At 73.4% G+C, this 12,388-nt stretch carries 14 protein-coding genes; 8 read left to right on the top strand and 6 right to left on the bottom strand.

What is annotated here, in order from left to right; all coding sequences use genetic code 11:
* Positions 1-126 precede the first annotated feature (126 nt).
* From NLU66_RS00940 to NLU66_RS00970, 7 genes are all read left to right on the top strand, one after another.
* Positions 127-1,623 (top strand): NAD-dependent succinate-semialdehyde dehydrogenase, encoded by a 1,497-nt coding sequence (locus NLU66_RS00940; protein ID WP_416232171.1) that lies wholly within the window; start codon positions 127-129, stop codon positions 1,621-1,623.
* An 89-nt stretch (positions 1,624-1,712) separates the two neighbouring features.
* Positions 1,713-2,153 carry a hypothetical protein gene (locus tag NLU66_RS00945; RefSeq protein ID WP_259361087.1) on the top strand — a complete coding sequence of 147 codons (441 nt, stop codon included), beginning with the start codon at positions 1,713-1,715 and terminating at the stop codon, positions 2,151-2,153.
* A gap of 753 nt (positions 2,154-2,906) precedes the next feature.
* Positions 2,907-3,227, top strand: a complete 321-nt coding sequence (locus NLU66_RS00950) for a DUF3870 domain-containing protein (protein ID WP_259361088.1) — start codon at positions 2,907-2,909, stop codon at positions 3,225-3,227.
* A gap of 155 nt (positions 3,228-3,382) precedes the next feature.
* Complete coding sequence (locus NLU66_RS00955; protein ID WP_259361089.1) at positions 3,383-4,534, top strand: DUF819 domain-containing protein; 1,152 nt, start codon at positions 3,383-3,385, stop codon at positions 4,532-4,534.
* Positions 4,531-5,694, top strand: a complete 1,164-nt coding sequence (locus NLU66_RS00960; RefSeq protein ID WP_259361090.1) for a dipeptide epimerase — start codon at positions 4,531-4,533, stop codon at positions 5,692-5,694. Before NLU66_RS00955 ends, NLU66_RS00960 begins: the two co-directional genes overlap by 4 nt.
* Before the next feature lie 88 nt (positions 5,695-5,782).
* Entirely contained in the window at positions 5,783-6,931 is a 1,149-nt protein-coding gene (locus NLU66_RS00965) for a C40 family peptidase (RefSeq protein WP_259361091.1), read from the top strand.
* Between the two features lie 78 nt (positions 6,932-7,009).
* Positions 7,010-7,474 (top strand): SRPBCC family protein, encoded by a 465-nt coding sequence (locus NLU66_RS00970; RefSeq protein WP_259361092.1) that lies wholly within the window; start codon positions 7,010-7,012, stop codon positions 7,472-7,474.
* Positions 7,475-7,491: 17 nt separating this feature from the next.
* Here the strand turns inward: NLU66_RS00970 and NLU66_RS00975 are convergent, their stop codons facing one another.
* The 6 genes from NLU66_RS00975 to NLU66_RS01000 all read right to left on the bottom strand — a co-directional run bounded on the left by NLU66_RS00975 (position 7,492) and on the right by NLU66_RS01000 (position 11,274).
* Positions 7,492-8,334: a class A beta-lactamase-related serine hydrolase gene (locus tag NLU66_RS00975; RefSeq protein ID WP_259361093.1), complete on the bottom strand. Its 843-nt coding sequence runs from the start codon at positions 8,332-8,334 to the stop codon at positions 7,492-7,494.
* Complete coding sequence (locus tag NLU66_RS00980) at positions 8,331-8,870, bottom strand: hypothetical protein (RefSeq protein WP_259361094.1); 540 nt, start codon at positions 8,868-8,870, stop codon at positions 8,331-8,333. Before NLU66_RS00980 ends, NLU66_RS00975 begins: the two co-directional genes overlap by 4 nt.
* Positions 8,871-8,979: 109 nt before the next feature.
* A complete protein-coding gene (locus NLU66_RS00985; RefSeq protein ID WP_259361095.1) occupies positions 8,980-9,327 on the bottom strand; it encodes a hypothetical protein in 348 nt (115 codons plus the stop codon).
* A gap of 42 nt (positions 9,328-9,369) precedes the next feature.
* Positions 9,370-10,218: an aldo/keto reductase gene (locus NLU66_RS00990; protein WP_259361096.1), complete on the bottom strand. Its 849-nt coding sequence runs from the start codon at positions 10,216-10,218 to the stop codon at positions 9,370-9,372.
* A gap of 100 nt (positions 10,219-10,318) precedes the next feature.
* Complete coding sequence (locus tag NLU66_RS00995; protein WP_259361097.1) at positions 10,319-10,786, bottom strand: NUDIX domain-containing protein; 468 nt, start codon at positions 10,784-10,786, stop codon at positions 10,319-10,321.
* Positions 10,783-11,274 carry a PTS sugar transporter subunit IIA gene (locus NLU66_RS01000; RefSeq protein WP_259361098.1) on the bottom strand — a complete coding sequence of 164 codons (492 nt, stop codon included), beginning with the start codon at positions 11,272-11,274 and terminating at the stop codon, positions 10,783-10,785. The genes NLU66_RS00995 and NLU66_RS01000 overlap by 4 nt, the downstream gene beginning before the upstream one ends.
* Positions 11,275-11,422: 148 nt before the next feature.
* Here NLU66_RS01000 and NLU66_RS01005 point away from each other — a divergent pair, with 148 nt between their 5' ends.
* Positions 11,423-12,379 (top strand): sugar-binding transcriptional regulator, encoded by a 957-nt coding sequence (locus NLU66_RS01005; protein ID WP_259361099.1) that lies wholly within the window; start codon positions 11,423-11,425, stop codon positions 12,377-12,379.
* Positions 12,380-12,388 lie beyond the last annotated feature (9 nt).

Below are 12,388 nucleotides of genomic sequence, written 5' to 3' on the forward strand. Positions count from 1 at the left end.
CTCCCCTCGCATCCCGCAGGCCCGTCGGCCCCGCTGCACCACCGACCTCCCACGCGGTCCGACGCGCAGGCCGTCATGGGTGCAGGATGGAGGCGTCCGCCCGATCCCGTCCCGGAGGAGAGCACCGTGACCACCGCCGTCAGCCCCGCCCGCATCGCCGAGCTCCTCGAGCGCACGCCCCGCAGCTCCTTCGTGGACGGCGCGTTCCTGGGCGGCACGCCCGCGCTGGACGTCGTCGACCCCGCGACCGGCCGCCCCCTCACCCAGGTCGTCGATGCCGACGCCCCCACGGTGGGCCTGCGCGCCCTCGACGCCGCGGCCGCCGCCCAGGCGGAGTGGGCCGCGACCACGTCCCGCGAGCGCGCCGAGATCCTGCAGCGCGCCTACACGCTGTGCCACGAGCGGGCGGAGGACCTCGCCCTGCTCATGACCCTCGAGATGGGCAAGCCGCTCGCGGAGGCCCGCGGCGAGGTCGTCTACGGGGCGGAGTTCCTGCGCTGGTTCGCGGAGGAGGCCGTGCGCGCGGGCGGCGAGTTCCGTCGGGCGCCCGCCGCGGACCACGCGATCCTCACGACCGTCCGGCCCGTCGGCCCCGTCCTCGCGATCACGCCGTGGAACTTCCCGCTCTCGATGGGCACCCGCAAGATCGCCCCGGCCCTCGCGGCCGGGTGCACCGTCGTGCTCAAGCCCGCCTCGCTCACACCGCTCACGAGCCTCGCGCTGATGCAGATCCTCGCCGACGCCGGCGTGCCCCGCGGTGCCGTGAACGCCGTGGTCACCTCCGACTCGACGGGCCTCTCGAGCACGCTCATGGCGGATCCGCGCCTGCGCAAGGTCTCCTTCACGGGCTCCACGGGGGTGGGCCGCACCCTGCTGGGCCAGGCGGCGGAGCACGTGCTGAAGGCGTCGATGGAGCTGGGCGGGAACGCGCCCTTCCTCGTGCTGCCCTCCGCGGATCCCGCGGCGGCGCTCGAGGCGGCCGTGCCGGCGAAGTTCCGCAACAACGGTGAGGCCTGCACGGCCGCGAACCGCTTCTACGTGCACTCCTCGGTGGCGGAGGAGTTCACCGCGGGCCTCGCCGAGCGCACGACGGCCCTGCAGGTGGGGCCGGGGATCGCGGAGGGCACGACGATGGGCCCGATGATCGAGGAGAAGGCGCTCGAGAAGATCGAGGAGCTCGTCGCCGACGCCGTGGACCGCGGCTCCCGGGTCCTCGCGGGCGGCCGACGCCCCACCCCGGAGGAGCTGCCGGAGGGCTGCGAGGGCGGCTACTACTACCTGCCGACGGTCCTCGCGGACGTCCCGCCCGAGGCGCGCGTGCACCGCGAGGAGATCTTCGGACCGGTCGCCCCGATCACCGTGATGGACGACGTGGATGAGATGGTCCGCGCCGCGAACCGCACCGAGTTCGGGCTCATGAGCTACGTCGCCGGCTCCGACCTCGCCGAGGTCACCGCGGTCGCGGGCCGCATCGAGTCCGGCATGGTCGCCGTGAACCTCGGCGTGGCCTCCGACGCCGCCGCCCCCTTCGGCGGGGTGAAGGAGTCGGGCCTCGGCCGTGAGGGCTCGCACGAGGGGCTCGACGAGTACCTCGAGAAGACCTACGTGCGCCTGCCCCTGTGACGCCGGCGGAGAGGACCGCCTCCCTGCGCCGCTGCTCCCCCGCCGACGTGCCTCGCCTCGCGGCGATGCGTCGTGCACGGGAGCGGTGGATGGAGCGTCGGGGCGTGGTGCAGTGGGCGGTCGGCTCGCTCGACGACACCCGGATCCATGCCGAGGTGGGCCGCGCCGAGTGGCACGCCCTCGACGCCGGTGGGCCGACGGGCCCCGGCGCGTTCGAGGCCGCGGTGCGCCTGGTCGACGCGGACCCGCTGTTCTGGGGCGAGCACGAGCGCGCCGCGGAGCCCGCGCTCTACGCGCACGGGCTCATGACCGATCCGGCTGCCTCCGGCCGAGGCCTGGGCGCACTGGTGCTCGACCTCGCCGAGGCGGAGGCCGAGCGTCGGTCCCGACGACTGCTGCGCCTGGACTGCGCGCCGCATCTCCTCCCCTACTACCTGCCGCTCGGCTTCACCGAGGTGGGCGCGAAGGACTTCCCGACCTTCCGCACCGTCCTGCTGGAACGTCCGGCCGGCGCGATCCGCGCCGGTTGACATGGCAGGACTCCCGGGCACGGTCGAGCACCGGCACCAGCACCAGCACCAGCACCAGCACCAGCACCAGCACCAGCACCAGCACCAGTGCCAGTGCCAGTGCCAGTGCCAGTGCCAGTGCCAGTGCCAGTGCCTGAGCCAAAGCCAAAGCCAAAGCCAAAGCCAAAGCCAAAGCCAAAGCCAAAGCCAAAGCCAAAGCCAAAGCCAGAGCCAGAGCCAGAGCCAGTGTTGATTTCCGCGCCCGATGCTGATGCCCGTGCCGCCGTCGGCGCCGAGCCCTGTGCCTGTGCCTGTGCCGGGACGCTCCAGAGATGGCCTGAAAACGAGCCAAGGGCCTGGGGGCCAGGGCTATGGCTCAAAAATCGGCCACGCCTGGAACGCCACGACAACACCCCCGCAGGCCCCGGACAACCCGGCGATCCGATGTCCTGGCACACCGCTGCCCCGGTGATCCGGCACCCTGGTGCGCTGGCAGCCGGTGTCACGGCGACCCAGCACCTCGCTGAACTGGTACCCCGGCGCCCCGGTGCCCCGGCGACCCCGCGCCCTCTCCTGCCCGCCGGTGCGCGAGCGAGCGGCACGGAGATCGTGGCACCTGAGAGAGCATCCTGAGCCGCTGATGCTCTCTCAGGTGCCAAGAGTTCCTGAGGTGCCATGGGACGACGCGGGCGAGGCCAGGCGAGGCCAGGCGAAGCCGGGACGGGACGGGACGGGACAGGACTGGACAGTCTCGGACCTGCATAGACTCGCGGGATGGGGACCACGATCTATCTGACCGGCGAGGCCAAGGCGCCGAGCAACAATCCGATCACGACGCAGTGGGGTTTGTTCTTCGTGGGCCTCGTCGTCGATACTGAGACCCACGTCATACGAGCTGCGGACTGCTCCGCCACCCTCCCGCTGACGATCGAGTTCGTGCGGGAGCTCCTGGTGGGGCGCTCCCTCCTCGACGACGACGCCCTGGTGGGAACCATCACCGACAGGTACCACGGCTCCTCGCAGCGGGCGCTCGCCGCCTCCGTGCGCAGCGCAGCAGCGAAGTACCGCGACTTGGCGGCCGGCTCCTCCGTCTGACCACAACCGCATATCCGCTCCGTCCGCCCGGGACCTCACCGAACCGGAACCCGTCGGAAGCATCCGCAGCGCGCCCTCGCGGCGCCCTGTGCGATGCTTCCGATTTTTTTGTCCCCGGAACCGGTCGGAGCCCTTCCCCCCTCTGAGGAGTCCCCGTGATCACCGACGGCCTGCTCATGCTCGGCGTCCTGCTCGGACTGTCGTGCGTGCTCATCTTCCTGGAACGCACCACCGGCTGGAAGCTGTTCAAGTACGTCCCCGGCATGGTGCTGATGTACCTGCTGTGCGCCACCCTCAACTCGATCGGCGTGTTCGGTCAGGACGAGGCGACCCGCGCCCCCATCACCGAGGTCAAGAACGTCCTGCTGCCGGCGATGATCTTCCTGTTCCTCTTCGGCTGCGACCTGCGCAAGATCATCAAGCTCGGCCCCAAGCTCCTGCTGACGATGTTCGTCGCCTCCGCGTCCCTGTTCATCGGCATGGTGCTCGTGTACGCCCTGTTCCAGGGAGCCCTGCACCCCGAGGCGTGGAAGGTGCTGGGCGCGCTGCTGGCCTCCTGGACCGGCGGCAGCGCCAACATGGTCGCCGTGCAGGACATCCTGCAGGCGCCGGAGAACATCTTCGGCTACGCCCTGATCACCGACACGATCATGTACTCGGTGTGGCTCATGCTCATGTTCGCCTCGGTCGCGATCTCGCCGCGCTTCAACCGCTGGACGAAGGCGAACACCGCCTACCTCGACGTGCACGCGGGCGCCGCTGAGGAGGAGAAGAAGCCGATCACCGGCACCTCCCTCGCGATCGTCGCCTTCGGCGCCATCTTCGTCTCGACGCTCTCGATCTGGATCGGCGGCCTGCTGCCGGAGTTCGGCGCGGTCGTCAACGGCACCACCTGGTCGATCCTCATCGTCTCCGTGCTGGGCCTCGTCGTGGCGCTCACGCCGCTCGGCACGACGGCCGGGTCCAGCGAGATCGCGAGCCTCATGCTGTTCGTGGTGATCGGCCAGATCGCCTCGGGCTCCGACTTCTCCGCGATCACCGAGGCGCCGCTGTACCTGCTGATGGGCGCCCTCGTGCTCGTCGTGCACATCGCGATCATGCTGGTCTACGCGAAGATCGCGAAGGTCGAGCTGTTCTCCCTCGCCGTCGCCTCGACGGCGAACATCGGCGGCATCGCCTCCGCGCCGGTCGTGGCGAGCGCCTTCAACCGGCAGCTGGTGCCCGTGGGCGTGCTGTTCGCGCTGATCGGCTCGTTCATCGGCACCTTCGTGGGGCTCATCGCGGCGCAGGTGATGTCCGCGCTGTGAGCATCGACGACCACTCCCACGCCGCTCCCCTGCACGTGGTGGCGGTGCGCGCGCACCGCCACCGCTCCCCGCTGCTGCGCCCCTTCGTCACCGCCGCCCGCCGCACCGACTCGGTCGCCTTCGTCGTCGCGGAGGTGGAGCTCGACGGCGGCGTCGTCGGCCAGGGCTCCGCGGCGGAGACCGTCGCGGTCACGGGCGAGTCCGCCGCCACGATCCATGAGGCGCTCACGGGCCCGCTCGGCGCGGCCCTCACCGGGGCCCGCGGCACCCTGCCGGAGCTCGCCGCGCTCATCGCGGCGACGGACACGACAGGCCCGACGGGGCCGTCGCGCGTGGCCGGGGCCACGAGCGCGAAGGCCGCGCTCGACGTCGCCCTGCACGACGCGGCCGCCCGCGCCGCCGGGGTCCCGCTCGTGGAGCTGCTGGGCGGCTCCACGGAGGGCGAGCTGCTCAACGACATGACCGTCTCCCTCGAGGAGCCGGAGGTCATGGCGCGGCGCGCCCGCGAGGCCGTGGACACCGGCGAGCAGATCCTCAAGATCAAGCTGGGCCGCGACCCGGAGGAGGACCGTCGGCGGCTCGACGCGGTCCTCGAGGCGGCTCCCGGGGTGCGCCTGCGCCTGGACGCGAACCAGGGCTGGAGCCCCGAGGAGGCGATCCGCATCCTCACCGGGCTCGAGGCGGACGCCCTGCCCATCGACCTCGTCGAGCAGCCGGTCCCGGCCGCGGACGTCGACGGCCTCGCCCGGGTGCGGGCCGCGGTGGGTCTGCCGATCATGGCCGACGAGGCCGTGTGGACGGCGGCCGACGCGCGCCGTCTCGTCGACGCGGGCGCCGCGGACCTCCTCAACATCAAGCTCGCGAAGACGGGCGGGGTCCGGGAGGCGCTCGCCATCGCCGACGTCGCCCAGGAGGCGGGTCTGACCTGCATGATCGGCGCGATGATGGAGCCGCGGATCTCGATCACGGCGGCCGCGCACCTCGCCGTCGCGCACCCGGCGATCACGCTCATCGACCTCGACCCGCCCGCCTGGTTCGCCTCCCCCCTGCCCGGCGGCGGCTACGCCCAGGACGGCGCTCGTCTCCGCCTGCTGGGCGGCCCCGGGCTGGGCCTCGACCTCCTGGACCCGTCGAGCGACCCTGACGGGGGTGAGCACTGACCCCCTCCCGCAGGACCTGGAACCCGGACCTCATCCCGACCCCCGCCGCGGCGGACCCCCCGCCGCGGCCTCACCGGAAGGACCTCTCATGTCCCCGAACGACAGCACTCCCCGCAGCACCCGTCCCCTGACCGGCACCGACGCCGGCTTCTCCCGCCGTGCCGGTCTGCGCGCCGCCGCGCTCGGCGCCGCGGGCCTCGGCGCGGCCGGCCTCGCGACCGCCGCCGGCGCCTCGAGCGCCCTCGCGGCCCCGTCGGCCACCACGGCCCCGTCGGCGACCACCACCCGCGCTCCCCGCGCCGGGGAGGAGGCCGTCGTCGCAGTCTCCGCGGCCACGCTCTGGGTCGATCCGCGCACGAACCGGCCCGGCATCGACGACCCGTCCCTCACGAACCCCGTGGACCTCGACGCGTGGAACGCGAACATGCAGGACACGGAGACGCGGCGCTGGCTCACCGGCGAGCTCGAGTCCCAGGCGGTGCTCGGCAGCCGCGTGATCGTCGACGAGGTCGACGACGACTGGGCGCACGTGGTCGTCACCGCGCAGCCCACCCCGCGCGACGAGCGCGGCTACCCCGGCTGGGTGCCGCTCGCGCAGCTCGTCCCCGATCCTGAGTTCCTCGAGCTCGCCGCATCGGCGCCGACGGCGACCGTGACCGCGCTGACCAGCCGCCTCAGCGGCACCCCGTCGGGCAACCACCCGGGGATCCCCGTCTCCTTCGACACGGTCCTGCCGGTGCTGAAGCGCACCGCGAAGGCGGTGCAGGTCGCCGTCCCCGGCGGCGAGCCCGCCTACCTCCCCGCGGCCGACGTCGTCGTCCGCGAGCCGGGCGAGACGCCGCCGCTGCCCACGGCCGACGAGGTCATCGCGACCGGTGAGCGGTTCCTGGGCCTGCGCTACCTGTGGGCGGGCGTGAGCGCGTGGGGCTTCGACTGCTCCGGGTTCACGTACACGCTCTTCCACCACCACGGCATCACGCTGAACCGCGATGCCGGGCCGCAGATGAAGGACTCGGGCCTCGAGGAGGTCGCCCGCGAGGATCTTCAGCGCGGTGACCTGGTGTTCTTCCTGACGGAGCCGGGCGCGACCTCGATCCGCCACGTCGCCATGTACGTGGGCGACGGGATGATCATGCAGGCGCCGAACGCGTCCCGCAGCGTCGAGATCATGTCCCTCGAGGAGTACGACACGGACGGCGAGTACGCGGGCGCCCGCCGCGTCCCGCTCGCCGGCTGACCCGGGGCAGGGACGCACGGGGCCCGTGGCCGGTCATCGACCGTCCGCGGGCCCTGTCCGGTCCCTACACTGGCGCCCATGACGTCACCGGAGATCCGCCTGACCCAGCTCGTCGACGCGCCGCCCGCCGCGGTCTGGGCGGTGCTGACGGACATCGAGGGCGCCGCGTCGCACCTCTCCGGGATCGAGGCGGTGGAGGTGCTCACCCCCGGCCCGTACGCGGTGGGCCTGCGCTGGCGGGAGACGCGCCGCATGCTCGGCATGCGCGCCACCGAGGAGATGGTCGTGGCGGAGGTGCGGCCCGAGCGGCGCACCGTCGTGACGGCCGAGCAGGGCGAGGTCACCTATCGCACGGTCTTCACGCTCACCGAGCGCCCCGGGGGCCGCACCGAGCTGGCCATGGTCTTCGGGGCGGACGCTCCCGAGCGCCCGGGGCTGCGCGGGCTGATCAGCGGTCTCCTCGGCCGGATCGGTCTCGCCGCGACGCGGAAGGTCATGGAGCAGGACCTCGTCGACATCGCCGCCGCCGCGACCGTGGGCTGAGAGCGCCGTTCCCCTGGTCAGGCGGGCCGCAGCACGTCCTGCGGCAACAGCTCCCGCGCCGCTGCGACGATCCGTGCATCGGCCTCGTCCTGCGGCAGCCCGGAGGTGAGCACGGCGAGCACGCGCCGCTCGGGCGAGCCCGCCTCGCCGATCACGGCGACGTCGTGACGGTAGCCCTCCACCCATCCCGTCTTCGAGCCGGCGTCCACGCCGTCCCGCAGCACGGTGGTGATCACGCGGATCCGCTGGGCGCGCAGGGCGTCCAGCGCGAGCGTGCGCGCGTCGTCGCCGAGCAGGTCGGGGTCCCCGGCGAGGGCGTGCACGGTGCGGGCGAGGTCCCGGGCGGAGGTCTCGTTCGTGGCGCCCGCCGTGATCGCGGAGGCGTCCCCGATGAGCCGCTCCACGCGCGTCGCCGCGAGGCCCAGGCGCGCGATGGTGCCGGCGACAGCGGCGAGGCCCTGTTCCGGGGGTGCGCCGACGCCGCCGCCGAGCAGGGCCACGGTGTGGTCCGTCGCCTCGTTGCTCGAGCGGTCGATCATCCGCACGAGCAGCTCCCGCACCGCGATCGGCGCCCCCTCGGCCGGGTGCGTGGGGTCGAGGTGGTCACCGCCCAGGGTGAAGGGGCGGCCGTCGGCACCGACGAAGCCGCGCGTCGCGGGGACCTCGTCGTCGAGGTCGAGCGCGCCGCCCTGCGCCGCCTGCAGCGCGGCGAGCAGGACGTGCAGCTTGATCGTGCTCGCCGCGTAGAAGGCACGGTCCGCATCCTGCTCGTGCAGCACGCGGCCCGCCCCGTCCAGCAGGCACACGGCCACGTGCTCCTCGGTGCTCGCGGCGGCGGTGGGCAGGGGCTCGGCGCTCATGGCTCGACCCTACGGCCGACGGGCCCGCGGAGAAGACGCTCCACCCGTTCCCAGAGGAGGCGGGCGCAGTCCTGCGGCGACGTGTCACCCTCGGTGCGGACGATCGACGCCGGCGGCAGGAGCTCGCGGAGCGCGGCGGCGTCCGAGAGCGCATCGGCGACGAGCGACTCCGGCTCGCCGCGGCCACGGAGCCGGGATGCCCGGGCGGCGTCGTCGATCTCCCAGCCGAGGACCGTGACCTGATCGGGCGGCGGGAGCTCGTCCGGCACCTGCACGAGGAGCACCATGTCGAACCCTGCGCGCGTCACCAGGGCGGTGATCCGCTCCCAGTGGCGGTCGTAGGCCGGCCAGACCGGTGCCGCGGACGGGTCGGCGATCCGGACGCCCAGCAGGGCCCCGTCCTCGAGCACCTCGTCGATGTCGGCGACGACAGCGGAGCCTCGGGCCAGCGCGATGAGGTGGGGAAGCACGGTGCTCTTGCCCGTGCCCGGCGGTGCCGCGACATGGATCAGCTCTCCCGCTCCCTCGGCGCTCATGCCTCGACCCTACGGCCGACGGGCCCGCACCCGCGAAGAAATGGCACCCCAGGGAGCATGCCGGTCGGGTCATGCTCCCTGGGGTGCCATCGGTGTGGCCGAGGGCCGCTCAGCGCTCGCGGCGCAGCGGGTCGTCCTCGGTGAAGGGCTCGTCCTCGAAGGCGTCGACGTCCTCGTCGTCGCCGTCGAGCTCGGCGACCTCGCGCGGGTCCTCGCCCTCGGCGACCATCTCGTCGCCGTCACGGTTGCCCTGCTCCGCGGCGGCCACGTCCTCCTCGCCGAGCTCGACGGGGAAGTCCGCGGCGGAGTCGGTGCGCTCCTCGGCGTCCCGCTCGCGCTCGAGCTCGAGGATCGCGTCGGCGTCCTGGACGCCGTCGGGGCCGGTGAAGTCGCGGTCGACGTCGGGACGGTCCTCGCCGCCGTCGGTGGTGACCTCGTCGTACGGGTTCTCGCTCATCTGATCCTCCTGGCTCTCGGTGCTGCGGATGCTGCTCGCGGCTCAGGCGCCCTGGTGGCCGCCGAACTCGCTGGGGTTCGGGCCCTGGCGGCCGTCCTCGCCCTTGTGGAGGGCGCTGATCTGCGCGATCTCCTCCTCGGTGAGCTCCACGTCGAGGGAGGCGAGGTTCTGGGCGATGCGCTCCGGGGTGACGGACTTCGGGATGACGACGTTCCCGAGCGCGAGGTTCCAGGCGAGGATCACCTGCGCCGGGCTCGCCCCGTGCGCCTGGGCGATCGCGCCGATCACCGGGTCCTCGAGCTCGCCGCCGCCCTGGCCGAGCGGCGACCAGGACTCGGTGACGATGCCCTTGCTCCGGTGCAGCTCGCGCAGCTCGGGCTGGGTGAAGTAGGGGTGCAGCTCGATCTGGTTGAGGACGGGCAGCACGCCGGTCTCCGCCTCGAGCTTCTCGAGGTCCTCGGCGCGGAAGTTGGAGACGCCGATCGACCGGATGCGGCCCTGCTCGTGGAGCTCGACGAAGGCCTTCCAGGTCTCCACGGCGAGGCCCTTGCCGGGCGCGGGCCAGTGGATGAGGTAGAGGTCAAGCTCGTCGAGGCCCAGATCCGCCATGGTCGCGTCGAAGGAGCGCAGGGTCGCGTCGCGGCCCTGGTCCTGGTTGGGGCACTTCGAGGTCACGAAGATGTCGTCGCGGGCCAGCGAGGAGGCGGCGAGCGCGCGGCCCACGCCCTGCTCGTTGTTGTAGCCGCGGGCGGTGTCGATGTGGCGGAACCCGGTCTCGAGGGCGGTGCCCACCACCTCGGCGGCCTCGTCGTTCCCCACCTGCCACACGCCGAAGCCGAGCTGCGGGATGGAGCGGCCGTCGTGGAAATCGATGCGGGGCGTCGTGGTCATGGGGGTGTCCTCCGTGAACGTCGATGGTGATCAGCAGGTACGGGATCCACCCTAGCCACGCCGGCGGGAACGCTCCCAGGAAACTCCGACCGTCCGGTCCTCAGGGAGCGGTGGGGCCGATGCCGACGGGCCGGCTGCTGGGATCGTCCTGCAGCCAGGCCCCCAGCTCCCGGGGGCGCACGTCGTACTCGTGGAGCCGGTCGATCGGCAGCCACACCGATCCCACCTGGCCGGGATCGGGATCGGTGCCCAGCCCCGGCTCCTCCCCCTCCGCGAGGCCGCACCAGTAGGCGACGTTGACCTGGTGGAACGGCGGGATCGGGGCGCCGTCGACGATCCTCCGACCCAGCTGCACCTCGTACACGCAGGCCACCTGGAAGACGTCGACGTCGGCGCCGATCTCCTCGCGGCACTCGCGCCGCAGTGCCTGCTCCTGGGTCTCGCCGTGCTCCTGACCGCCACCGGGCGGCCCGTACAGCTCCTCGCCGTCGGTGGTGAGGACCTGGTTCATGAGGACGTGGCCGTCGCGGACCACGAGCGCCTTCACGCCCAGTCGCGGGGAGCTCATGCGTCCTCCTCCCCGGCGAGCAGGCGCGAGGCGCGCCCGGCGAGATCGGTGTCGTCGGCCGCGTCGAGCAGCCGGGTCACCTGCGCCTCGTCCCGCAGCACCGCCATGAGGTGCTGGAGGGCGCGCAGGTGGGCGCGGGCGTCGGTGAGCAGCGGCATGGCGATCAGCCGCACCGGCAGGCGGCGCGGCGCCCTGTCCTCACCCGTGCCGCCGCCCATCTCGCCGAAGTCGACGGGCTCGGCGAGGGTCGCGATCGCGAGGCCGGGCCGGTGCACGAAGGCCGGGTCGGCGTGCGGGATGGCGGTGGGCAGCGGGGTCGGCAGGCCCGTGGGGTAGCTGCGCTCCCGCTCGAGCAGCGCGGCGGGGAAGCCCTCGGCGACGGAGCCCTCGTCCAGCAGGTGCGCGGCGAGGGTGCGCAGGGCGTCCTCGGCGTCCGCGGCGCGCAGGCCGCTGAGCGCGAGGACGATGTCGAGCTCTCCCTCGGGCACGGGGGGTTCCGGTCGCGGTTCGGTGGGCGGCATCGCTCTCCCTCGTCTGGCCTCGGGCGGTGCCCTGATTCTGGCACCATCGGCGCCGCGACGGGGAGCCCTGCGTACTCTGGGCCCGTCCCCGCCGCGCCGATCCCCTGGAGCCCCGATGCCCGCGCCCCGTGACACCGCCGTCGTCGTCCGGGCGGCGCGCCTCTACTACGAGCTGGGCCGCTCGCAGACGGAGGTCGCGGAGGAGCTGGGGCTGTCCCGCTCGAACGTCTCCCGCATCCTCACGCAGGCGCGGGACCGCGGGATCGTCGAGATCACGATCCACGACCCGGACGGCCCGCCCCGCCGCGACGAGACGCTCGAGGCGGCGCTGCGCTCCGCGTTCTCCCTGCGGGAGGTGCACGTGGTCTCCGCACCCCGCACCCCGGGGATCGACGCGGTGGCCCGCGAGGGCGCGGCGCTGCTCTCCCAGCGCGCGCCGCAGGTGGGGAGCATCGGCGTCTCCTGGGGGCAGACGGTCCAGAGCGTCGTCGCGGCGCTCGAGTCCCTGCACCTGCGGCCGGCCCCGCGGGTGCTGCCGCTCGTGGGCGGGCACAGCGCCCTGGACCAGCTCGACGCGGGCGAGTCGGTGCTGCGCACGCTCGCCTCGCGGCTCGGCGCCCGCGCGGAGACGCTCTACGCCCCGGCGGTGCTCGAATCCGCGACGGCGGTCGCGACGCTGCGCGGGGAGTCGAGCATCGGCTCGGTGCTCGAGGCGGCCGCGCAGGTGGAGCTCGCCCTCGTGGGCATCGGCTCCGCGGGGGTGCACTCCTCCCCGCACATCGTCGAGCTCATGCGCCTGGACGCCGCGGAGCGCGAGCGTTTCCTCGCCCAGCGCCCTGCGGGGGACGTGTGCGGGCGCTTCGTGGACGGCGACGGCGTGCCGCTCGGCGCGCCCACGGATCAGCGGGTGCTCGCGGTGACCTTCTCCGAGCTGCTGCGGGTCCCCGAGGTGCTCGGGGTCGCGGCGGGCGCGGAGAAGGCCCCGGGTGTCATCGGCGTGCTGCGCTCTGGCGCGATCCACACGCTCGTGGTGGACACGGACCTCGCCCGGGCGATGCTCGAGCGGGCCTGACCTCCTCCT

The organism is Brachybacterium sp. NBEC-018 (assembly GCF_024860185.1).
In the GTDB taxonomy this organism is placed as follows: Bacteria; Actinomycetota; Actinomycetes; order Actinomycetales; family Dermabacteraceae; genus Brachybacterium; species Brachybacterium rhamnosum.

Excerpts from the sequence above, each read along its gene's own strand:
- NLU66_RS00945 (WP_259361087.1), top strand. The coding sequence starts at position 1,713 with ATGGAGCGTCGGGGCGTGGTGCAGTGGGCGGTCGGCTCGCTCGACGAC.
- NLU66_RS00950 (WP_259361088.1), top strand. The coding sequence starts at position 2,907 with ATGGGGACCACGATCTATCTGACCGGCGAGGCCAAGGCGCCGAGCAAC.
- NLU66_RS00965 (WP_259361091.1), top strand. The coding sequence starts at position 5,783 with ATGTCCCCGAACGACAGCACTCCCCGCAGCACCCGTCCCCTGACCGGC.
- NLU66_RS00970 (WP_259361092.1), top strand. The coding sequence starts at position 7,010 with ATGACGTCACCGGAGATCCGCCTGACCCAGCTCGTCGACGCGCCGCCC.
- NLU66_RS00975 (WP_259361093.1), bottom strand. The coding sequence starts at position 8,334 with ATGAGCGCCGAGCCCCTGCCCACCGCCGCCGCGAGCACCGAGGAGCAC.
- NLU66_RS00980 (WP_259361094.1), bottom strand. The coding sequence starts at position 8,870 with ATGAGCGCCGAGGGAGCGGGAGAGCTGATCCATGTCGCGGCACCGCCG.
- NLU66_RS00985 (WP_259361095.1), bottom strand. The coding sequence starts at position 9,327 with ATGAGCGAGAACCCGTACGACGAGGTCACCACCGACGGCGGCGAGGAC.
- NLU66_RS00990 (WP_259361096.1), bottom strand. The coding sequence starts at position 10,218 with ATGACCACGACGCCCCGCATCGATTTCCACGACGGCCGCTCCATCCCG.
- NLU66_RS00995 (WP_259361097.1), bottom strand. The coding sequence starts at position 10,786 with ATGAGCTCCCCGCGACTGGGCGTGAAGGCGCTCGTGGTCCGCGACGGC.
- NLU66_RS01005 (WP_259361099.1), top strand. The coding sequence starts at position 11,423 with ATGCCCGCGCCCCGTGACACCGCCGTCGTCGTCCGGGCGGCGCGCCTC.